This is a genomic window from Runella zeae DSM 19591 (genome assembly GCF_000423565.1).
GTDB classification, from domain to species: domain Bacteria; phylum Bacteroidota; class Bacteroidia; order Cytophagales; family Spirosomataceae; genus Runella; species Runella zeae.
The window spans coordinates 165,634-189,811 of record NZ_AUIF01000003.1 but is presented as its reverse complement, the minus strand read 5'-3'; the positions used below and the strand labels follow the sequence as shown (position 1 = coordinate 189,811).

Below are 24,178 nucleotides of genomic sequence, written 5' to 3'. Positions count from 1 at the left end.
TATCTTTGGCTAATGTTAATAGCCATTTTGGAGGTTCTGACTCCACAAGAGGCCAAGAGTCAAATATTACCATGTGGAGTTCCACATGAGTCTCAAGAAAGTATTTTAGAGAGAGAAAAAATTCTTTTCAAGCTCAAACAACAGTTTGTAAAAAATTTTCAGACCGCCAATCATACCATACAGTACATCCCTATCAAAGCCCATATATTGACCCGTTCTAATGGAACTGGAGGTCTCAGCCTTGCAGATTTAAACAAAGCCCTCAATCAAGCTAATACTTATTTTATCAATGTAGGCTCCGGAATTCAATTTTATTTCTGTGGCTCAGTCAATTATATAAATAGCGACACTTTCTTTGAGTTTAACACAAACAATGAGACTAGCCTTTGTGCGGTCAACGACGTCAATAATGCCATCAATGTATATTTTCCTAATAGTATCCTGTTCGGTTCTTTAGAGGTTTCAGGCTATGCTTATATGCCTAGCACCTTGAGCGTGACAAATAGAGTATTTGTACGAATCAGCAATGCTACCGATTCGCGCACCCTCCCTCACGAACTGGGTCATTATTTCAACTTACTTCATACTTTTCAAAATAGTACCTCTACCAACCTTACTGAGCGAGAATATGTAACACGGGATCCCTTACAAGGTGCCAACTGCTCTACCACGGGAGATTTGCTGTGTGATACACCTGCTGACCCATTTGGTAGAGATTCATTAAGTTTGTTTGGCTGTAGTTTTCAAGGAATCGCTCGCGACCCTCAGGGCAACCTTTATAATCCCTCTCTCTCCAATATTATGTCTTATTATCCCATTACATGTGGTAATAATTTTACTTCTGGGCAGTATAGTCGCATGAATGATGGCCTACTACTTCGTACCTATGGTGGAAATCAATATACCTTAAACTGTGGCCCACTCGTAACAAGCATCAACGTACCTAGTAATCTTACAGGAACCTTAGGGATGTCGGGTGTATCATTGTCTTTTACCGACAATTCTTCTAACGAAACAGGATTTATTATTGAGCGTTCTACTACGTCAAATACCGAAGGTTTTGTAGCCATTGGCGGTTTAGCCCCAAATGTTACCACTTTTCTAGACCAAAATACTACTGCTTTCACCACTTATTTTTATCGGGTCAAAGCCTCGAATTCTACCGATCAGTACAGCCCTGTTTTTGTAATCTCAACAGCCCTCAATTACTGCCAAGCTACCTACAATACCTCCTGCAATACCGTCCCGGTTGTGATTGATGATTTTGAGTTAAAACAAGGTTCTACTTTTATTATTAATCAAGGAGATAGCAACTGCTCTCCAAATAATTATGGCGATTTTACCAACACTAGCTACAATGTAATAGCTGGCAACACCTATAGTTTTGTAGCAAGAGCCACTTACAATGGTAGCGGACTTTATTATGACCAACACTTGTCGATATGGTTAGATTGGGACAGAGATGGCATATTTGAGCTAGAAGAACGTGTTTTCAAAAGCGATAGCATATCCCAAATGCCTCGGATGAACCCTACGGCTTCTGGATCGTTCAGCATTCCAGTGGGAGTGTCTTCAGGAACGGTAAGAATGCGTGTACGGTCTTCTTTCAATTTTGGCCCAAGTAGTGCTGCAATTCCTCCGTGCGGCCCCCTTGACTTTGGGGAGGTGCATGATTATAATTTGGCCGTAACAGGCGCTGTGACTCCTACCATCACTACCACCTCTGTAACACCAAGCACTCTATGCGCAGGCCAAACCATAAGTGTGGGTTTTACTGCAAGTTCGCCTTCGACACCCTATATGGTTCAGCTTTCTGATCTTAACGGTAACAATTTTGTTGATATTCCGACTTCAGGAAATAGTAGCCCTTTGACCGCCACGATTCCCCTTTCTACTCCTACAGGTAGTGGCTATAAAGTCAGAGTAAATGCTGTATCTCCTAATGTAATTGGAAGTGAAAGCTCTAGTTTTACTATCAATGCCATCCCAGCGGCTCCCACCGCCGTGGCTACGGTGACTTACTGCCAAAATCAAACTCCCGTACCCTTATCAGCCTCAGGTACTAACCTCAAGTGGTACTCCAACGCCTCAGGAGGCTCTGGAAACACCACCGCTCCTACCCCAGTCACGACTACCGTAGGGACTGTTAGCTTTTGGGTATCACAGACTGTCAATAGCTGCGAAAGCAGCCGCACCAAAATTGATGTAGTAGTTTTGCAAACGCCTGCTGCACCGTCGGTCGTTAGTCCTGTCAATTATACTCAGGGACAAACTTCAGTTCCTTTAACCGCTACTGGTCAAAACCTTAAGTGGTATACTACATCTTCTGGAGGGACTGCATTGCTTTCAGCACCTACTCCCTCTACCGCCACAATCGGAAGCACGCTCTATTATGTCTCACAAACTGTTAATAATTGCGAAAGCTCCAGAGCAAGCATTCAGGTCAACGTCACCTCAGCCCCTCCAGTGGCGACATGCTTTGAAGTAAAAGTATACTTGGAAGGTCTCTGGAATGGAACTCAATTACCCACCTTTTTGAATCAAAAAGGCTTGCTTCCTGGCCAAACCCCTACCGATACTGCATTAGGAGTACCTACTCCCGCCGGTCAACCTTACAAAGTAGCGCCGTGGTATTATATGGGCAATGAGTCGATTATCCAATATGACAACAATGTGGTGGATTGGGTACTGTTATCGTTGCGAACGAATGTAGCTGATACCAACACTACGGTTTATCAAACAGCGGCCTTACTGCGCAATACCGGGGAGGTTACGCTTGTATCAGCGTGCCCCCTTCTCAACCCTTCTGATTCCTATTATGTAGTGATTGAGCACCGAAATCATATAGGAGCTGTTTCCCATATACCTGTTTCTATTGTCAATAATAAAATCACTTATGACTTTACACAACAGCAATCTTATATACCAATCAATACACCCGCATCGGGACAAAAAAAGATTGGAGCGGTATATTGTTTATATGCAGGAGATTCCCGCAAAAATAGTTTTTCAGAAATCAACGCCAATGATTCGTCATTATGGCGAATCGACAATGGAAAGTTTTCTCGCTATATATCAACCGATTATAATCTCAATGGCGATATCAATGCTATTGATGATAGCTTATGGCGGCTCAACAACGGCAAATTCTCAGGAATTACATTTTAAACTGGCACATTTATTGCTTGAATATACCTAAAGGACAAATACAGAGTCCGCAAAAATTGAACCATATTTTTAACTCATTAAATATGAAAAAATTTTTCACTTTTTCTTTTTTCGCAGTCAGTCTGTTTTTTTCGACACTACTGCAAGCCCAAACTTCCACAGGAAGGTATGAAGTAAGACTTGTACATGACGCCTATAATTGCGCCAAAGACTCTGTAGTTGTCTGTGTAGAAATCCGCGCTACCTCTGCTGATAGTGCTTTTGTAATGGGTAATGCCAATTTTTTAATATTGTACCCCAACAACCAACTTAGCGCGCCTACCATCAGACGTAGAGGGATATTCAGTGGAGGCTCCTATGCCACTATGACTATGACCCGGACCGACGGCGACCCTACAAGCGCCCTTAGCATCAACGTGGTAAATACAGATGTAGGAGGAGCTGGCGTGCCAGTTAGTACAGCTTGGCAGACCGTAGCGTGCATTGCCTTTAGTACCGCAGGTAATACTAGCAAATGCTACAATCTTACATTGAGCGCTAGCAATCCAGCTACCATCGTAACACGCTCTTTTGAAAATCCTTCTGATCCAGAAGGAATCTCCCTTACACAAGAAGTAACCCAAGGGAATTTGACTTCTATCACCAATCAATGCCCCGCCAATCCAACGGTTGCATTATCAGGAGGTGGTACTATCAACGCTGGAAATACGGCAACACTCACCGTTACATCACAAAATAATGTTTTGCCTGCCCAAGTGACTTTATCGGGCGGAATTCAAGTAAGCTTGACGGCTCAAGAACCTAGCAAAAACGTTTTGGTTTCGCCCAATGCTGATACTACTTATCAAATACTAAGTGTAAATGGTGACTGTGGAGCGGGGACAGGGCAAGGAGAAGCTACAGTGTTGGTAGTGAGTCCTCAAAACTGTCCGCCAGCAATATGTATTCCCATCACTGCCCGAATCATCAAATAACCTTGTTTTTATTAAAAATACCCAAAAGATAAGTGGCTGCTTTCATAGGCAGCCATTTGCCATTTTTAATATACTCTTCCATTTGAGGTAGGCTATTTATAATATCGTTATTTTGATAAAATTGCTCTTCGAGAGACTGCCGAATAAGTGCGTGTAACCATTCCAAATTTTGCTCTTGACGATGTCTGGTATAAAATCCATTAGCCATAGTGAGCTGCATATATTGCTCTACCATCGCCCAAACCTCCGCAATGCCTCGTTTTTCTAAGGCGGAAGAAGTCAATACTTTAGGAGACCATCCATTGGCATTAGGCATCAATAAGTGAAACGCATTTTGGTATTCTAGCACTGCTCTCTGAGCAGCCGCTTTGTTTTCACCGTCAGCTTTTGTAATCACAATTGCATCGGCCATTTCCATGATGCCTTTTTTGATACCTTGTAGTTCATCTCCTGCTCCCGCCAACATGAGAAGTAAAAAAAAGTCTACCATTCCTTTGACCAATGTTTCGGATTGACCTACCCCAACAGTCTCTACCAAAACTACGTCAAAACCCGCTGCTTCACACAACAATATGGTCTCTCTTGTTTTATTAGCCACTCCCCCCAATGACCCACCAGACGGCGAAGGACGAATGTATGCCATAGGGTCATGCGCTAACTCTTCCATACGAGTTTTATCCCCCATAATGCTCCCCTTTGTGAGTTGGCTTGTAGGGTCTATGGCTAAAACAGCTAGCTTTTTGCCGTGTTGTGTAAGGTGTTTACCAAAGGTTTCAATAAAAGTGCTTTTTCCTACCCCCGGCACTCCCGTAATACCCACCCGAACCGACCGCCCACTATGAGGTAATATTTGCTCTAGTACAACCTGTGCAAGCTCTTTATCAGAAGAAAGTTGACTTTCTACCAAAGTAATCGCACGACTTAGTACAAGGCGGTTTCCCGTCAATACTCCTTCTACATAGGCTTCGATAGAAAGACGATTTCTGACCAAAAGTAGGAAATGTTTGTTTGAAAAATTACAAAGATAGTAGCTAAAAAAGCTTCTAGACTAATCTTCGGTAGAAGCTTGCTTCAGTAGAATACTTTCTGCCCAGAGCATGTCATCAGAAGTGGTGATTTTGATGTTTTCGTAGTCACCTTCTACAAGAGTAATAGGATAACCTGCAAAATCCAACACACTAGCGCAATCCGTAAAAGTAGATTGTTCTTCTTTTTCAAAGGCCGTTCTCATCCAATCAAGCCTGAATGTCTGGGGAGTCTGAACTAGTCGATAATCACTGCGATTTACGGCTTGATTAGAGCCGTCTTCGTTTGTTATTCTTACTGAATCTTTGAGAGGAACACAGGTCACTGCGGCACCATGCAACTGAGCAGTTTCAAAACTCTTATGGATAATTTCGGAAGTCACAAAGGGTCGTACGCCATCGTGTACTGCTACTACTCCTTCTTTGGCGGTGATTCTTTTCAAGCCATTTTTGACAGATTGAAAACGGGTATTTCCGCCAGTGACGGTTATAATTGGAGGATAAAATTGGTATTTATCACAAAGCGCATACCACATTTTCATGGCATTGGCAGGTAGCACCAAAATCACTTGAAGTGAAAAATCGTAGGAAAGAAATTTTTCGATAGTATGCATCAAAATAGGCTTGCCGCCTATGAGCATAAACTGCTTGGGGATTTTGCTACCCATTCGGGTGCCACTTCCGCCTGCTACAATAATGGCAAATTTGGTCATAAAAAAGTCGTTGGTTAACAGTCGTTCGTCAAAATACTTAACTAAAGGACTTATTGACCAACGACTAAAAACTTAAATAATAAGCATTGCGTCGCCGTAGCTAAAAAACTTATATTTTTCTTTCATCGCTACTTCATATGCTTCCATGATAAGCTCATGGCCGCCAAAAGCGCAAGTCATCATCAACAAAATAGACTCTGGCAAATGGAAGTTTGTCAAAAGCGAATTTGATATTTTGAAATCATAGGGAGGAAAAATAAACTTATCTGTCCAACCTTCAAAAGGCTTAACGCGATTATTGGCCGAAACTGATGACTCAAGGGCTTTAAGCGAAGTAGTCCCAATGGCACATACCTTCTTACCTTTGTCCAAAGCTTCGTTTATCACATTGGCCGACGATTCCGTAATCAAGTAGTTTTCAGAATCAGTCTTGTGCTTAGTCAAATCTTCTACATCTACTTGACGAAACGTACCGACCCCCACATGCAACGTAATAGGCGTAAAATTAACGCCTTTGATTTCCATACGTCGCTGAATCACTTTCGTAAAGTGCATCCCTGCCGTAGGAGCAGCTACCGCTCCTACATGCTGCGCAAAAATCGTCTGATAACGCTCACGGTCAGCATCTTCTACTTTACGTTTGATATCACGGGGAAGAGGCGTCTCGCCTAGTTCATCAATCGCTTTCATCAATTCCTCATGATTTCCGTCATAAAGAAAGCGAATCGTACGACCACGAGAGGTGGTATTGTCGATTACCTCTGCCACTAAGTCGCTATCTCCAAAATAGAGCTTGTTGCCTACTCGGATTTTGCGGGCAGGGTCAACCAACACGTCCCAAAGACGCATTTCACGGTTGAGCTCACGCAAAAGGAATACTTCGATTTTAGCACCCGTTTTTTCTTTTTGCCCATAAAGGCGCGCTGGAAAAACCTTGGTATCATTGACAACCATCGTGTCGCCTTCTCCGAAATAGTCAATGATTTCGGAAAATTTTTTGTGTTCTATCTTTTTGGTTTGACGATTTACTACCATTAGACGCGATTCGCCTCGCTCGGCAGGATAGAGCGCAACAAGGCTCTGGGGAAGGTCAAACTTAAACTCGGAAAGTTTCATATATCTTTTTGGCTCAAAGACACCTCAAAAAATTAAGACCGCAAAAGTACTAATAAACTCCTTATTATTAGTAACCTTTGCTTTTTTTTTTGATTAAACGGTTCTTTTGTTACCAAATGGCACTTTCTATTAGTTGATTGATTGATTTTGATTGTTTTAAGTTAAAAATTATGGTGCCACTACTACATTGAACGTAACATTGGCATCATCGCTGCCCGGCGTAGCTGTACCATTCTTAACAGGCACTCCTCCCACTGGCGGTTGATGACGAAGCTGTACTTGTATCGTACCAGTAGCTGCCGAAGTAGTCACGATTTTTCCAGTAAGCCCTATGGGATAGTTACGGCTATCTTTATCATCATAGGTGTAAGTCAATAGACCAGCTGGCTGTGGTATAACCACCACAAGGTGTTCGTCTGCTTCTTCTTTTATTTCCTCTGTGATATTATCTACTGGAGTGACACTTTCGTTCAAAAATTCGACTTCTAACTTATAATTACGATTTGTTTTTAAACCCACCGAGGCTATTGTAGGGGCACTCCCCCCTTCTCCGTCCAAATCTTTCCAATCGAAAGTTTGAGTAGTGGTGGTTCCGTTTTCGGTAAACTTCAGCCTTACTGTCGTGATAAGCTCATTTTCGTCTTCTGGTGCCGGTTCTTCTTTTTTACAACTTGTCACTAATGCAAGCGTCAATACCAACGCTAGAGCCCAAGAAAAATGTAATCTGTTCATAATGCGTGCGTTTATTTATTTTTATGTTAGAAATTCCACTTTATTCTCAAAGATATATTGCGCCCTTGCTCTAGCGAGTAGTACCTAAACCGGTTTAGATAGTCTCGGTAGGCGGCGTCCAATAGGTTTTGTGCTGTTAGACTCCATCCTATGCTTTTATTCCAATCCCCGCCAATCAACACACTCCACAAATGATAAGCCGCTGGTGGATCTACAAAATCGCTGTTGGGAGGCACCCGTTTTTGTTGGGCCGCCCATAGATGCGTAAGCGATAGATAGAGATTTTCCCATTTGCCTACTTGAGTCCAATTATACTTTAGGGTATTTTCAATTCTATTGGCTGGGATAAGTACCAAATATCCTTTTTCTTGAAGGTCATAAGCCTTCAAATAGGAAATTTTGGCGGTATGGGTAAGTTTTTTAGGAATGATTTCCCAACGCGTATCTACATCTACTCCGGTGAAAGAAGCGTTTGTTTGAACATACTTGAAATACGGAAAAGCACCTCTTACCGTCAAAATAGGCTCGGCTTGGGGCTTTAGATAAATATAATTTTGAATGAGGTTATGATACACTCCCACTTCTACTTGCCATTGCTTTCGATTATAATCAATACTTCCGATGAGATTATACGCCGTTTCGGGTTGCATTTGATCATTTCCTTCTTCGTAAGCAGCAGCACCGTGGTGAACCCCCTTGCTATACAATTCGTTGGGGCTAGGTGGGCGCCAAGCACTTCCCAAATTGACCCTCATCGATAAAGCCTCCGTGGCATTCCAAACACTACCAAGTGTACCAGACCAGCTACTAAACTGATGTTGGCGAGGCGAAAGGGCACTACCCACAAACTTAAAAATGTCTAGCTTCCGCCAATCATATCTAAGTCCAGCCTCCAACTCCCATTGATTACGTACCCACCTCTCAATCAAAAACATACCGATGTTTGTTTGATCAAAATCAGGAATGAGCGGACGCCCATCTGTAAAATTATACTGATACAATCCACTGAGTCCTATTTGGCCATTAATAGCGCCTTTGATAGGAGCGTGTTCGAAAATCAAATCACTTGTGTAAGTAGTAAGTCGAAACAACAATGCAGGTTTGGTAGCCGCTTGAGGCCCGTGCAAGTCATACTCCGCACGTCGATTAAACTGCCGTCCAAAAGTCCAAGTCAGGCGATTGGCACCTATATTATAAAAAGCTTTGCCTTTCAACAAATCATGATTAATCAGCTGATTAGGGCGCTCTATTTCTCTTTCAAAGTCAGCCTTAATGAAAGGTTCGCCATTTTTAATAACATTCAGCAAATCTGAAGTGCTACCTATATGCGAACCCGAAAATATGCCAATATTGGTATGAAACTGACTATAAAAAATCTCAGCTCCCACTTTGGCGTTTCGGTAGCCTGCTGTCAAAGAAAAATTGTGTTCTTTCACACCAGTATTTGCCAAAAAATAATCAGGGGTACGAATATTCCCGCCATTTTTGAGCGTACCTTGTATTCTCCACGCCCATCCTTTCCAATTCGCGATTCCTCCTTGCAATGTGCCTGATATTACGCCCATTCTCCCGTTTGAAAAAGCAGCCATATTGGCTTCTCCGCTTATTTTCGAATGCTTGGGAAGCTCATCAGGCTCTACCAAAATCACTCCTCCAATCGCATCTGAGCCATATCTTACTCCCGACGCCCCTTGAACTACTGTCACTCTTTTTGCCACAAAAGGATCTATCTCGGGCGCATGTTCAGAGCCCCATTGCTGGCCTTCTTGACGAATGCCATTGTTCATAATAAGAATACGATTGCTATGCAAACCATGTATTACGGGCTTAGCGATAGAAGCTCCTGTTTGTAACAAAGTCACCCCATTGAGTACTTTGAGCGCATCACCTAGCGTTTGGCCTTGATTTTGTTCTAAAGCTTTCCCTTCTAAAGAAATTGTTTTTTGAGAAAGAGAAGATTGAACCCGATGCGCCGTAATTTCGACATCTTGAAGATGAACTTCTTCTTCGGTAAGATTGATATCCTCTTCGGCACTATGGACTAGCGAAACGCTCGCTTTGACGGTTTTGTAGCCTATGATTTTACATTCTATAGTATAGTTCCCCTGACAAAGCTTATCTATCTTGTAGCGCCCCTCTGCATCCGTTATGCCATTTCGATTAGTTCCTTCTACGATGAGTATTGCCCCCACAATCGCCTGCCCCGTTTCTCGATCCTTGACGGTTCCTTTAATCAAACAATCACATGCTTGAGGAGACTGCGCTAAAAGCACATCAACCGTAAACAATCCCAACCACACTGCCCATATGTAAAACAAACGATTCAAACTCTGCTAGTTTTTCTGACAAAGGTAGCTCAACTGCAACTATGTTGCAAAAATAAATTCTTAAATAAAAAAATCCCACTGGAAATGTCATTAATTTCTAATGGGATATAGATTACTAAAAGTATTATAAGAAGCAATTTTTGCTTAATTACCGTTTTCTTCCGCGTCTGGGGTTCCGTCTTTAGGGCGCTCATAAATAAGCTTCCCTTTATCGTCCCACTCGCTCAACACTACCCCTTCTCCGTCTTCATACCAATACCGAGGGTAGCGAGTGATTTTTTTGCGTTGACGACGATACTGATAATATTCATTCCAAGTACCCACTGGCGCGTCATTATCATATTGCCCTTTGACCATGAGCTGCCCCGCGTCATAGTACATCAAATAATCTCCTTTGCGTTTACCATATTGTATCGGAATCACCTCTCGAATCTTGGTATGGGCAGAATCATAATATGATATAATAGATTCGGCCGGAAACCCGCGATACCATTTCGTTTTGTCAAGAAGCTTATAGTCTGCGTCATAGGCTTCCCAGCGTCCGTCTTTGGCTCCTATATAATAATTCCCTTCTTCTACCAAATTGCCTGCTACATAACGTTTATAAGGCCCATGCAGCAAAAGTGCGTTGTCTTTGTCTTTTATTAACGATTTACTCACCATACGATTACGGGGATCGTACCAGTTGATTTCCAAACCATCATATATTTTTGGAAAGCGATTTTCTTTCAATACATGAAACTCTATCTGAGTAATCCGATCACCGCTCCCCATACTCACAACCTGCTTCACAATCGCTAAACCTTCATATTCGGTATGATACTTTTTCTTTTTTTGACGACGCGCTTTTTCTTGTTTACGATATTCTTTGATTTTAAGGCCCAAGTCGGGCAATGTCTCATTAAAAAAACCAACCCCATCTGAAGGCTTGATAGACTTCCCAGCCACAGGGGCACCTACTCCCAAGCTAGGAGTTGACACGCCAATTTTTTGGAGCAAACTATCTGCTTCTGCTTTTTTGTCCCGAAATTTTTTAGATTTTTTTTCTGACTTGTCGGGCACCGTTTGTGCTTGCACTACTGCCAGACTAAAAAGTGCCACTGATACAATTGAAAATAGCTTTAGCATCTTTATCGCTTTTCCTTTTTCCATTTTTTGGTAAATAATCGAAACCTCCGTGAAGTGTCAAGCAACCACAGTACCAAAATTATACCAAATTAAAAAACGTAAGACTTTATAATTTGTTGTGAGCTACACTTAATCCTAAATGGTAGAGTTCAAATTTGCTCACTACGCTTTTACAATACGAATTACTTTTTGACCCGAGTCGCACTTCATCATACAAAAATACAAACCTGGCATCCACTGCTCACCGTTGAGTTGGGCCGTATAATTGCCCGCAGGTAAAGTAGCTTCTTTGAGTGTCATCACTTCTCTCCCTAGCATATCATAAAGCGATAGCTTAATACTCATTTTTTTATTAACAGAATACCGGATTTGGGTGGTCTCCACAAAAGGATTAGGGAAATTTTGCTCCAGTGAAAATTCGTCGTTATGAACCAAAAGCGGAGTAGTAGAAGTTCGAAAAATAGGTAAGGTAGAAAAATCTCTTTGCCCCATAATATCCTTAACTACTGGCGATTCGACGCCTAAATGATCTTGTAAGATGCTAGTATATATTTGCCTAAAATCAAATTCAAATTTAATATCTCCATTCGCATCTAAGTCTGTCAGGCTTGGGGTTTTCCCTATAATTCCCCCTCTTACGCTATTTCCAATCACAAACAATGGCGCTGCTGAGCCGTGGTCTGTTCCCATTGTACCGTTTTGATTTACTCGCCGCCCAAATTCCGAAAAAGTCATAACTACTACTTTATCGGCTAAGCCTCTTTTTTCTAGGTCTTTTTGAAATGCCGCTACAGCTTCCGACACCGTTTTAAGAAGGTTGGCGTGTGTACCAGTGGTGGTAGCATTCGCAACTACTTGATTAGCATGAGTATCAAACCCACCTATAGTGGTGAGATATACGGGCGTTTGGAGTCCTCCACCTATCAATTCACCTACTATCCTGAGTTGACTTGCCAATCCTGTAGAAGGGTAAGGAGATATATTTTTGGCCGAAATCTCCCATTTTTGTTTAATCACTCCTGAGTATGCCACCGACTGAGTCGCGATTTGCCGCATAAACTTCAGTTCTTCACCCGCCAATGTATCCGGAATAGGCTCATTGTCAATCGTGGTGCCATTGACCAAATTATAAAAATTGGTGGGACTGCTAAATACCACACCCGTAGACCCCAAATCTGTCTGAATCAACAAAGACTCGACCGAACCTAGCTGTACTGCCATCGGATGCCCAGGAATAGACACCGGGAAACCGGGATACATTTTTGTCAAATACCGTCCTGCCCATCCTTCATCCAACAACTCTTCAGCATTGGAAGCCGTCAGCCAAATATCTGTAGCTCTAAAATGTGACCGATTTGGATTTGCGTAGCCTACACTTTGCACGAGGGTCATTTTACCATTATCGTACAAATTTTTGAGGGCTATCATATTGGGGTTGAGCCCAATTTGACTGTTAAGTGGTAATACATCCTGCTTCCTGATCGCAATGTTTGCCCGGCGACTATAATAAGCTGCACTTTCGTAGGGGATGACAGTATTGAGACCGTCATTTCCGCCGGCCAATTGTACCAATACAAGGATTTTCCCGGCGGTCGCTTCCATCTGAACCGCAAAAGGATTATACGCAAACGCCTTGACAGGCACTCCGTTCATTCCAAAAGCTACGCCTCCTGAAACGAGACTCAACTGTTTTAAAAATTCTTTACGATTCATACGATTGGAAAATGAAGGAAATATTAAGAATTACGCAAATTGAAACTCAGGAAGCCGCATAATGGCCTTCAACAACGCTTTTATTTGGTTTTCAGCACCAGGTGTACTTGTGGACCAATTGGCCAATATTGTACTCCCAAGCAATGTATTGACTAAGGTTTGCTTTTTGGGAGAGCTTATTGGAAACTGTAAAAACACACTCACAATATCATCTACAAATTTGATGGCTTCCTCTGAGGTTTTATAGCTCCGAGCATAGTCTACTGGAGGGGGTATAAGCTTAAATTGTGTACTGCGGGTATTGCCCATAGCATTGACGACATAATCTGAGAAGCCTCCTCTAACGGCATAGGTAGTAGAACTAATCCAATCCCGCTGCCCTACCCATCCCTGGACATCAGGGGGCGAAAACAATTGCTGCTGAAGGGCTTGCGTTTGGCTAAAAATATAAGCCCAGTCCGCTGAAGGAGTAATCTGCACGGCAGTCAAGTCAAACGCCTTCAAAACACCCAAGGTAATTTCCATCGGGTTTTTGATTTTGGCACCTTTGTATTGAGTACTAAAAAACTCCTCGGAGGTCAACAAAAACGATAGCACAGGCCGAATCTCATAATTGTTTTGCCTAAATACGTTTGCCATTTGTTTGATAAAAGCTTCGTTTGGCTTATAAAACACAAACTCTTTGTAGAGCTTCCGACACACAAATTCCGCCGCTTGAGGCTTTTCTAAGATAATATCTATGATATTTTCGTGGTTAAAATTACCCGTTTTTCCAAAAAATGTTTTGTTAGAATTAGCAAAACGAGACGGCACAAAAGTGGCCGTTAGCCCATTGACTTGCCATCCTGTCAAAGCCAAGGCGGCTTGTTTTATATCTTCTTCGGTATAATTGCCAATACCCAACGTAAAAAGCTCCATTAGCTCACGAGCGTAGTTTTCATTGGGGCTATTGTTGCGGCTTAGTCTACCGTCCAAATAAATCAACATTGCGGGATCAATGGTAACTTCTTTGGTAAGTTGACGAAAATTCCCCCACGCCATACGCCGAAACAAAGCGTTTTGGATATACATATGTTGAGGGTAATTTACTTTGTCGCGAGCAGACACAAAATGATTATGCCAAAACAACACCATTTTTTCACGCATGTTGGTTTCTTCGGCAAGCATTCTATCATACCACCAATAAGTGAGTGAACGATATCGTTCTCCTTCTAAATTGTTGTTTACCGGTGTTTCAGTTATCCAATCTCCTGGCGGAGCAGGCAAAGGTGAATCAGCGAGAAGTTCTTTCTCTACAAATGCCTCTACGGTGGAGTAAGCGAGCGCTCTTTGTAGGTCTTTGCGCGAATACCCAAACAAACACCTTGATAGTAGATGTTTGGCATTAGATAAATCCCAAACTGGCATATTGGTAGCTTTTTTACAGATATTTACGTTTTATTCTTTTAAATAGACAAATTTGTACCAAAATGGTTTAATTTTTACCTATCAAAGATAATTTTTAATTTACTGATAATCAATCCTTAAAATTTATTGTTCGCATGCAGGTTGAAGTATGTACGTTTTCCATTGAATCTTGTTTGAATGCTCAAAAAGCAGGTGCGCAGCGCGTCGAACTGTGTGGTGGTCTTTATGAAGGTGGCACTACTCCGAGCTATGGTCTTATCAAACTTGCTCGAAGCTTATTATCTCTCAAAATATACGTCATGATTCGTCCTAGAGGGGGAGATTTTTGCTATGATACCTACGAAATTGAAACCATGAAATCTGACATAGAAACGGCTAAACAGTTAGGAGCTGACGGAGTAGTATTTGGTATTTTGGAGCCTAACGGTAAAGTAAATATTGAGGTCACCAAAGAATTGGTGCAAATAGCCTATCCTATGGGCGTAACTTTTCATCGTGCTTTCGATGTCACTCCCGATCCTTTTGAAGCCTTAGAGGCAATCATTGAGACCGGGGCTGAACGAATTTTGACCTCAGGCCAGCACAATACCGCTCCAGAAGGTTGGCAGCTTTTGGAACAAATTGTAAAAAAAGCAAACAACCGAATCGAAATAATGGCTGGCGCAGGCGTAAATGCCGACAATGCCCTACTTTTAGCCCAAACAGGCGTACATGCCCTTCACCTCACTGGCAAGGCCGTCCGGGAAGGTGCGATGATTTTTAAGAAAGAAGGCCTCAATATGGCTTCCGTCTTGCCAGCCAATGAGTACGAAATTATTTATAGTGATGAAGTCAAAATCAGGGCTTTAGTTGAAAAGTTTAATCAATAAAAAAGTATTTTTAAAATTTTTTATTAATTTAACTCGTTAATATTCTTACAAGTAGCTACCTTTGAATCCGAAAAAATCACTTCTTCTCTTGATATCATGATTACTGAACCTTTAATGATTCAAGCCCAAGCTGCCGACAGTGGCATTATAGGTCAAGCGATTACCTACGAAAAAATTCCCACCCAGATTTATGCAGATGCAAAAGATGCGTCTGGAGCAGTAGCGCAAGAAATCGCCGACTTGATCCGCAGCAAACAAAAAGAGGGCAAACCTTGTGTATTAGGTCTTGCGACGGGCTCCTCTCCCAAGACCGTGTATGCCCGTCTTATCAAAATGCACCGAGAAGAGGGCCTTAGTTTTAAGAATGTTATTACGTTCAACTTGGACGAATACTATCCCATGCAGCCTGATTCGATTCACAGCTACGTACGCTTTATGCGTGAGCAGCTTTTTGATCATGTTGACATTCCTAAAGAAAACTATTTCATTCCTGATGGTGCGATTCCGGCTCCAATGATTGCGGAATTTGCCCAAAGTTATGAAAACAAAATCAACGCCTTAGGAGGTATTGACTTTCAATTGTTAGGAATAGGGGGCAATGGGCACATTGGCTTCAATGAGCCTGGTTCGTTAATCAATTCGCGAACACGTCTGATGACGCTAGACCACTCCACTCGGGCGGCGGCGGCTATGGAGTTTGGCGGGCTACATCAAGTTCCCAAAAAAGCCATTACCATGGGGGTATCTATCATCATGAATGCCAAGCGTATAGTACTCCTCGCTTGGGGCGAGCGCAAAGCACCCATGATCAAAGCCTCAGTAGAAGGCCCCGTAACAGAACATGTACCTGCATCGTATCTCCAAGCTCACCCCAATACGTCTTTCTTTGTAGATGAGCGTGCTGCCTCAGAGCTTACTCGCGTAAAAACACCGTGGCTAGTAGATACAGTAGAGTGGGACAACTCTATGATAAAAAAAGCCGTGACACATTTGTCTTTGACCCTTAAAAAGCCAATTCTTAAACTCACTACCAAAGATTACAACGACAATGGGATGAGTGATATGCTTGCGGCTCACGGTTCAGCCTACGACATCAACATCAATGTTTTCAATCAGCTTCAGCATACTATTACAGGATGGCCTGGCGGAAAACCAAACGCTGATGATACTCACCGTCCCGAGAGAGCATTACCTGCCAAAAAGCGGGTGATTATTTTCAGCCCTCACCCCGACGATGATATTATCTCAATGGGAGGTACTTTCCAGCGTCTCGTTGACCAAGGTCATGAGGTGCATGTAGCTTACCAAACCTCTGGCAACATTGCCGTTGCTGACGATGAAGCTTTTCGTTTTATCGACTTTGTGGTAGACTATAACCAGAAGTTTGGCATAGAAAGCCCCGCCGCCATGAAAATTTTTGAGGATGCAAAAGAATTCCTCAAAAAGAAAAAAGACAGCGAAATCGATACACCAGAAGTTCGGTATGTAAAGGGTATTATTCGTAGAGGCGAAGCCAAATCTACTTGCCGTTTTGTGGGCACGGAGCATTTTCACTTCTTAGATATGCCTTTTTATGAAACCGGCACAATCCAAAAGAAACCCATTAGCGATGATGATGTCAAAATCATTGTTAATTTGATAGAAGAGGTGAAACCACACCAAATTTATGCTGCTGGCGATTTTGCTGACCCTCATGGCACTCACAAGGTATGTTGGGACGCCATCGAAGCAGCCCTTAAACAATTGAAGCACAAAAACTTCATGAAAGATTGCTGGGTATGGCTTTATCGTGGTGCATGGGCCGAGTGGGACATCCACGAAATCGAAATGGCTGTACCAATGAGTCCTGACCAAGTTGTCAAAAAACGTCTTGGTATCTTCAAACACCAATCCCAAAAAGACGGTGTTGTGTTCCAGGGAGAAGACTCACGAGAATTTTGGCAACGTGCAGAAGAACGTAACAGCGGAACAGCTCGCTTATACGACCAATTGGGCTTAGCAGAGTACGAAGCTATGGAAGCCTTTGTACGTTGGCATTTTTAATAGTGTTTTTGGTAAACAATATACAATAAGATAATAATCAAGCGTTAGCAGGTGTAAAACTCGCTAACGCTTTGTTTTTTTACGCTTATATTTGCTGCAACGTTCTTATTCATCTTTCGTATGCGTACGGTTTTGTTACTGCTACTATCAAATGTTTTTATGACAACCGCTTGGTATTGGCACCTGAAGTTTAAAGAAACTTCACTTTGGAAAGTTATCTTAGTTAGTTGGCTTATTGCTTTTTTAGAATATTGCATCGCCGTTCCTGCTAATCGTATCGGTTCCTATGAGTTTAATGCTTTCGAGCTTAAAACGATTCAAGAAGTAGTAAGTCTGACTGTATTTGTAGGATTTGCAGTTTTTTATCTAAAAGAAGAAGTTCGTTGGAATTATTTGGTGGGCTTTGGTCTGATGGTTTTGGCAGTATTCTTTGTTTTTAAAAAATGGTAATTTGCCGTTTTTATTCTATTTTGAATGAAACAACAACTCATAAAAATATCCGTTTTGGTTGCCATCCTCATTGGCATCAATCTCCTAGCATCTTTTGTTTTTTTGAGATGGGACTTAACCCAAGAAAAACGCTATACCATTTCTGATGCGACCAAAAACCTACTCCAAAACCTAGACGAACAAATCGTCATCAATGTATATTTATCAGGAGACTTTCCGCCTGGTTTTGAGCGACTTGAGAGAGCAATCAAAGAAACCTTAGAATCATTTGCTGACTACGGAGGAAGCAACATTGCCTATAGATTTATCGAGCCCAATGATCCAAAACTCCAAGAAGAGCTGACTCAAAAAGGTCTTATTCCTACCAATCTTTTTGCCAATGAAGACGGCAAACGCACGGAGAGGCTGATTTTCCCGGGTGCTCTTATTTTTTATGGAGGCAAAGAATACCCTGTTCAGTTATTGAAAGGAAATCAAGCTTCTGGTCCTGAAGAACGCCTCAATCAATCTTATGAAGGGGTAGAATTTGAGCTCGCATCGACGATTAGACGTCTTACATTAAAAGACCGCAAAAAGATTGGTTTTTTGGTCGGCCATACCAAAGTACCACCCCCACGTTTCTCTGATTTATTAGCAACACTCCAGCAAAACTATGATTTATATTTCGATGCCCAGAATCCTGATTCTTGGGATAAAGGAGATCTCTTAATCATTCCAAAACCTGACTCACCTTTTAGCGAAGAAGAAAAATACAAATTGGATCAGTTTGTGATGCGAGGTGGTAAATTACTGATTTTTGCTGATGGTGCTCAGGTCGATAGCGTAAGTTTAGAGGGGACTTTTGCCCAGCCACTTTCACTCAACTTAGATGATTTACTTTTTAAGTATGGGTGCCGCATCAATCCAAATCTAATAAAAGACCTGAGTTGTGCGATGATTCCGCTCAATGTAGGGAATATGGGAGATAAACCACAAATCCAACCTATGCCTTGGCGATTCTTCCCGTTGATCAACAACTTTGGAGCAAATCCTATCGTACGAAACTTAGACGCAGTATATAGCCGTTTTCCTAGTACTATTGATACGGTTATGGCTCCCAATGTGGTTAAAACTCCTCTTTTACTTACATCGCAATATACCAAAACTTTGAAAGTACCCGCCTTAATTGCCTACAACGAAGCCCGTCAACAACCCGACCCTAGAGAATATAACAATGGCGTAAAAACCATCGGCTTATTGCTAGAAGGCACCTTTTCTTCTCTTTACAACAATCGTTTACTTCCTACCGACCCTCGTATGAGTTCGTTTGTGGGTCAAAGCAAACCTAGTAAAATTATCGTTGTGTCAGACGGCGACATGATTGTCAATGACATTGACTACACCCGCAACGCCCCTCTACCTATGGGCTATGATCGCCTCACTAGGTATACTTATGCCAACAAGGATTTTGTACTGTATGCCATAGACTATCTCGTAGATCCTAAAGGACTGATTACGGCTCGTAACAAACAAGTAATGCTGAGGCCATTAGACAAAATTAGACTAAAAGAAGAACGAACCCAGTGGCAATTAATCAATTTAATCGCCCCTCTGGCTTTGATTGGTCTACTAGGATTAGGATTTCAATGGTGGCGCAAAAGTCAATTTGCGAAATAAACAAAAAAGGGGGAAGCCCCCCTTTAGATTAAGATGCTATAGCAGCTTCCTCTTCCAACACATCTCTTTCTACCCGCAGATTTTCGATGATAAATCGCTGACGTTCAGGCGTATTTTTGCCCATGTAATAAGTCAACAACTTTTGAATGGTGACCTCTTTCTTCAAAATCACTGGCTCCAAGCGCATATTCTCGCCGATAAATTTACCAAACTCATCAGGAGAGATTTCACCTAGTCCTTTAAACCGCGTAATTTCTACTTTTTTGTTACCACCCAGTTTTTTAATTGCTTTTACTCTTTCTTCTTCACTATAGCAGTAAATCGTCTCTTTGTGATTACGTGGATTGCGCACCCTAAAAAGGGGCGTTTGGAGAATGTAAACGTGCCCATTTCGAACCAAATCTGGAAAAAACTGCAAGAAAAAAGTAAGCATCAGCAAACGAATGTGCATTCCATCCACGTCGGCATCGGTCGCAATTACGATGCGATTGAATCGCAAATTTTCTAATCCTTCTTCAATATCAAGGGCATGTTGCAAGAGATTAAATTCTTCGTTTTCGTATACTACTTTTTTGGTAAGTCCAAAACAGTTGAGAGGTTTGCCTCGCAAGCTAAATACGGCTTGGGTTTGTACATTACGGGCTTTTGTAATGGACCCACTTGCCGAATCTCCTTCTGTGATAAACAAAGTGGTTTCGTAACGATCCTCAGATTTTACATCTGGTAAATGATTCCGGCAATCTCTTAATTTTTTGTTGTGCAAACTAGCTTTTTTAGCTCTTTCGTTGGCCAGTTTTTTTATACCTGCCAGTTCTTTTCTTTCCCTTTCCGACTGCTCAATGCGTTTCTTTAGAGCTTCTTTTACCGCCGGATTCATATGGAGGTAATTGTCAAGTTTGGCTTTCAAAAAATCATTTATAAAAGTCCTTACCGTAGGGCTATTGGGATCGGGAGAAATATTGTTAGAACCTAATTTAGTCTTGGTTTGGGATTCAAAAACAGGCTCTTGTACCCGAATGCTAACCGCTGCAATGATAGAAGCACGCACATCTTCAAAGGCATAATCTTTACCATAATGCTCCCTCACTGTATCTACCAAAGATTGCCGAAATGCCATTAGGTGTGTTCCACCCTGCGTGGTATATTGTCCATTCACAAAAGAGTAATATTCTTCGCCGTATTGGTTGCCATGAGTAAGCGCAATCTCAATATCTTGTCCTTTGAGGTGTATAATAGGGTACCTAATGGCATCTTCGTCGGTTTTATTGCTCAACAAATCTAGAAGGCCATTTTGGGAAACAAACTTTTGTCCGTTGAAATTAATACTAAGCCCTGCATTGAGATAGCAGTAATTCCAAATCATATTGGTCAAAAACTGCGGGATATAATGGTAATTTTTGAAAATAGTATTATCTGGCTCAAAAATCATCATCGTACCATTGCGCTGATTTGTATCTTCTTCCCCAGATTCTGCTATGACTTCCCCTTTTTTGAATTCGACCCATTTTGTTTTTCCTTCCCTAAACGATTGAACTTTAAAGTAAGTAGAGAGAGCATTGACCGCCTTAGTACCTACCCCATTCAATCCTACTGATTTTTGGAAAGCTCCTGAATCATACTTTCCTCCTGTATTGATTTTAGACACACAATCTACCACTTTTCCAAGCGGAATCCCCCTCCCATAATCTCTTACTTCTACCCTATGCTCCGTAACTTTGATATCTACTGTTTTACCATATCCCATGGTATGTTCGTCGATAGAATTGTCAATGATTTCCTTAACCAACACATAGATACCGTCATCAGCAGCGGAACCATCTCCCAATTTACCAATGTACATTCCAGGACGCAATCGAATATGCTCTTTCCAATCTAACGAACGAATGCTGCTTTCGTCGTACTTTACTTCTTCTGCCATTTTTTATCTTAATAAGGGTTACCTTTTTACAAATTTCGTTTTAATCTACGCTAAATACAACGTTTTAAAAGCCAAAAAGAATTTTATAAAAATTTTTATCAACAAAAGTTTGGTTAGTTGATACAATTTAAAGTTACTTTGTAAAACAAAGTTCTTTTTGTAGATTCACATTGGCTTATTTATTTAACGGTATGCGATTTGTTTCACAAGTGCGTTTTTTTATAGAATATGGGAATATCGGAAAAATTATACAATAAGCCCCGAAAATGGCCGTAAAAAAGAAAAAAGTTTAAAAAAATGAAAAAGTTGCGTTACTTTGTCGGCCAATTTGATTCTATAAATAGATTGGCTTTGTTGATGTGTTAATTTATTGTTAATCAGAAACTAAGAATTTTGCTTTTGAACATTATTTCATGAAGAAGTTTTTTGGAAGTTTTTCTGCCATGCACGCCACACGTGCTTTTTTACATGTTTTTTCTGTCAGTCTATTTACTCTTACTGCTGTATACGCTCAAACTCCTACGGGTGGAGCGCCCAGCGGCAGCTCTGGAACAGCCACTCAAGGACAGCCCTCTGCTCCTAGTAGTACAGGGCAGCCAAGCACTACGGCGCCCTCTACCAATACCACTCCTTCTACCACAACAGCTACTGAAAAAGGCAGTGATCCTAAAGCCGATCCTAAAACGGCAATAGACCAAGTCGAGAAAGCTACTGATCAAAAAGATCAAGCAACAACCGCAGATGCAGACGAGGCCTTACGAGAAGCGGAATTGACAAAGCTGCGCCGTAAAATCTTTGGTTATCAACTATTTAACAATTCAAAAGTCAGTTTTGCACCCTCTGAAAACATGGCCACCCCCCGTGATTATACTATCGGCCCGGGCGATGAACTAAGCGCGTATATTTATGGATACTCACAGTCATTGATTGAATTGCCTGTCAACTCAGATGGTTTTGCCTTTGTAAAACCCATCGGGGCAGTACAATTAAGCGGACGCACAATTGAGCAAGCTCAAAAGGAATTAATCACTCGATTATCTCCTTACTACAATAACCTTGGAGCTCCAGGTAGCAATGCTAGTACTTTTCTTTTGTTGAGTTTAGGCAGAATACGCACCATTCGGGTTACGGTACTTGGGGAAGTAATTACGCCAGGCACTTACAGTGTTTCATCTCTTTCTACGGCTCTTAATGCTCTACAACTTACCGGAGGTCCTAACGAGTTAGGGTCGTTTCGCCAAATAAAAGTAGTAAGACGAAATAAAACCGTGGCAACCCTCGACTTGTATGAACTTCTCATGAGTGGTGCTTTGAATACCGATATTCGTTTGCAAGACAATGACGTAATCCAAGTAGGTGTTTATAATAAGAGAGTAGAAATAAAAGGAAACGTAAAGCGTCCAGGCCTTTATGAATTGCTACCTAATGAAACCATTACAAAGGTATTAGAGTATGCGGGTGGATTTACAGAAAATGCTTATACCGACCGCCTCAAAGTCCTAGGTCTTACTACCAAAGAGCGTAAAATCGTGGATATACGTTCGTCTGAGTATGACAAGTTTGTCCCTAGAAATGGTGATGAAATCTCCGCAGATATGCTACTTGACCGTTTCGAGAATATGGTAACGATTTCGGGTCCAGTATTCAGACCTGGTCAATATTCTTTAGACCAAAACAAAACCCTACTCGAACTCATCAAAAATGCCGAAGGACTTACGGGAGAGGCATTTACAGGACGTATCAACGTCATTCGTACTCGCGATGACCTATCGGTCGAAAATATTTCTATCAACCTAGCTGATATGATGAATGGCAAAGTTGATGACTTATTATTAAGACGAGAAGACCAAATCATCATTCCTTCAAAATTCCAACTCAGAGAAGGGGCTTATATTAGAATTACTGGCGAAGTAAACCTAGGTCCAGAGGTAAATCTTAACTATACTTCTAATCTGACGCTAGAAGATGCGATTATCCAATCAGGAGGTTTCAAAGAATCAGCCGCAACTTCTCAAATAGAAGTCGTACGCCGCAAACGTGACGTCAATGTTCAATCCATTTCGGCACAAGTGGCAGATATTTTCCTTTTTGATATCAATCGTGACCTTACCATGGACGCCAACGATAGCCGATTTGTATTGGAGCCTTATGATGAAGTATTGGTACGACCTTCTACCAATTACCAACCTCAAACTTTCGTTACGATGAAAGGGGAAATTGTAAGTCCTGGGCTATACGGTATCAAAGCTAAAGACGAAAAACTTTCGGACATGCTTAAAAGAGCCGGTGGACTCACGGCACAAGCCTATATCAACGGGGCTACGTTGTTGAGAAAAATAGCATTGACTGACGAAGAAATCGAACAAAGAAACAAAGCCGTAGCAGTGATTTCGGATGATGCAAAAAAAGGACAATTTGTGGGCGAAAATGTGTCAAAAGACAAGCAAGAAGCAATTGGGATTGATTTAGCGCGTATCTTACGTAATCCAGGAGGCCGCGAGGATATTATCCTTCAAGATGGCGATGTAATCGACATTCCTAAACGCCTCGAAACAGTACGTGTTCAGGGAGAATTGTTGTTTCCAACAACGGTCAAGTATCGCAGTGGTAGTTCTTTCATGGATTTTATCTCACAAGCAGGTGGCTTTACGAGAATGTCATTGAAACGTAAGTCGTACGTTATTTATCCTAATGGCTCAATCGACCGTACTCGTAAGTTTCTATTCTTCAACATATACCCTAAAGTAGAACCTGGTTCCGAAATCCGTGTACCTCAGCGTACTCAATCAGACTTGGCCGAAGCTCAACGCGCCCTCCAATCTGTTATTGGAATTTCATCAACAGTAATGACATTGATTACCACAGTACTTGCATTTAGAGTATTGGGAAGTCAATAGCCAAATTGCGATTAGTAGACAACATTTTCAAAGACTTTAGGT

16 protein-coding genes are annotated in these 24,178 nt (G+C 41.7%); 7 read left to right on the top strand and 9 right to left on the bottom strand.

The features are described 5' to 3' along the window. Positions 1–12 precede the first annotated feature (12 nt). Positions 13–3,168, top strand: coding sequence for an Ig-like domain-containing protein (locus tag G563_RS36630; RefSeq protein ID WP_051210674.1), 3,156 nt, complete (start codon positions 13–15; stop codon positions 3,166–3,168). Between the two features lie 83 nt (positions 3,169–3,251). After that, the gene (locus G563_RS0100885; RefSeq protein ID WP_028663628.1) at positions 3,252–4,142 is read left to right on the top strand and encodes a hypothetical protein; all 891 of its coding nucleotides are present in this window, start codon (positions 3,252–3,254) and stop codon (positions 4,140–4,142) included. Here G563_RS0100885 and meaB read toward each other — a convergent pair. From meaB to G563_RS0100845, 8 genes are all read right to left on the bottom strand, one after another. After that, positions 4,135–5,133, bottom strand: a complete 999-nt coding sequence (gene meaB / locus G563_RS0100880) for a methylmalonyl Co-A mutase-associated GTPase MeaB (RefSeq protein ID WP_028663627.1) — start codon at positions 5,131–5,133, stop codon at positions 4,135–4,137. The genes G563_RS0100885 and meaB overlap by 8 nt on opposite strands. A gap of 57 nt (positions 5,134–5,190) precedes the next feature. Beyond that, positions 5,191–5,880 carry a 2-C-methyl-D-erythritol 4-phosphate cytidylyltransferase gene (locus tag G563_RS0100875; RefSeq protein ID WP_028663626.1) on the bottom strand — a complete coding sequence of 230 codons (690 nt, stop codon included), beginning with the start codon at positions 5,878–5,880 and terminating at the stop codon, positions 5,191–5,193. Positions 5,881–5,952: 72 nt separating this feature from the next. After that, entirely contained in the window at positions 5,953–6,996 is a 1,044-nt protein-coding gene (gene queA, locus G563_RS0100870; RefSeq protein WP_028663625.1) for a tRNA preQ1(34) S-adenosylmethionine ribosyltransferase-isomerase QueA, read from the bottom strand. Positions 6,997–7,164: 168 nt separating this feature from the next. After that, positions 7,165–7,728: a hypothetical protein gene (locus G563_RS0100865; protein ID WP_028663624.1), complete on the bottom strand. Its 564-nt coding sequence runs from the start codon at positions 7,726–7,728 to the stop codon at positions 7,165–7,167. A 26-nt stretch (positions 7,729–7,754) separates the two neighbouring features. Next, the gene (locus G563_RS0100860) at positions 7,755–10,055 is read right to left on the bottom strand and encodes a TonB-dependent receptor (RefSeq protein ID WP_028663623.1); all 2,301 of its coding nucleotides are present in this window, start codon (positions 10,053–10,055) and stop codon (positions 7,755–7,757) included. Positions 10,056–10,199: 144 nt separating this feature from the next. After that, entirely contained in the window at positions 10,200–11,207 is a 1,008-nt protein-coding gene (locus tag G563_RS33395; RefSeq protein ID WP_051210673.1) for a toxin-antitoxin system YwqK family antitoxin, read from the bottom strand. 138 nt (positions 11,208–11,345) lie between these two features. After that, the gene (locus tag G563_RS0100850; protein WP_028663621.1) at positions 11,346–12,896 is read right to left on the bottom strand and encodes a DUF1501 domain-containing protein; all 1,551 of its coding nucleotides are present in this window, start codon (positions 12,894–12,896) and stop codon (positions 11,346–11,348) included. A gap of 30 nt (positions 12,897–12,926) precedes the next feature. Then, positions 12,927–14,303: a DUF1800 domain-containing protein gene (locus tag G563_RS0100845; protein WP_028663620.1), complete on the bottom strand. Its 1,377-nt coding sequence runs from the start codon at positions 14,301–14,303 to the stop codon at positions 12,927–12,929. A 134-nt stretch (positions 14,304–14,437) separates the two neighbouring features. Between G563_RS0100845 and G563_RS0100840 the strand changes: the two genes are divergently transcribed. The 4 genes from G563_RS0100840 (at position 14,438) to gldG (ending at position 19,321) form a co-directional block, all read left to right on the top strand. Further along, positions 14,438–15,172 carry a copper homeostasis protein CutC gene (locus G563_RS0100840; RefSeq protein ID WP_028663619.1) on the top strand — a complete coding sequence of 245 codons (735 nt, stop codon included), beginning with the start codon at positions 14,438–14,440 and terminating at the stop codon, positions 15,170–15,172. A 96-nt stretch (positions 15,173–15,268) separates the two neighbouring features. Next, positions 15,269–17,215: a glucosamine-6-phosphate deaminase gene (nagB, locus tag G563_RS0100835; RefSeq protein ID WP_028663618.1), complete on the top strand. Its 1,947-nt coding sequence runs from the start codon at positions 15,269–15,271 to the stop codon at positions 17,213–17,215. A 120-nt stretch (positions 17,216–17,335) separates the two neighbouring features. Beyond that, positions 17,336–17,665 carry a DMT family protein gene (locus tag G563_RS0100830; protein ID WP_028663617.1) on the top strand — a complete coding sequence of 110 codons (330 nt, stop codon included), beginning with the start codon at positions 17,336–17,338 and terminating at the stop codon, positions 17,663–17,665. A gap of 24 nt (positions 17,666–17,689) precedes the next feature. Further along, entirely contained in the window at positions 17,690–19,321 is a 1,632-nt protein-coding gene (gene gldG, locus G563_RS0100825) for a gliding motility-associated ABC transporter substrate-binding protein GldG (RefSeq protein WP_028663616.1), read from the top strand. A gap of 28 nt (positions 19,322–19,349) precedes the next feature. Here gldG and G563_RS0100820 read toward each other — a convergent pair whose 3' ends face one another. Next, positions 19,350–21,239 (bottom strand): DNA topoisomerase IV subunit B, encoded by a 1,890-nt coding sequence (locus tag G563_RS0100820; protein WP_028663615.1) that lies wholly within the window; start codon positions 21,237–21,239, stop codon positions 19,350–19,352. A 413-nt stretch (positions 21,240–21,652) separates the two neighbouring features. Between G563_RS0100820 and G563_RS33390 the strand changes: the two genes are divergently transcribed. Beyond that, positions 21,653–24,136, top strand: a complete 2,484-nt coding sequence (locus G563_RS33390) for a polysaccharide biosynthesis/export family protein (RefSeq protein WP_037325734.1) — start codon at positions 21,653–21,655, stop codon at positions 24,134–24,136. Positions 24,137–24,178 lie beyond the last annotated feature (42 nt).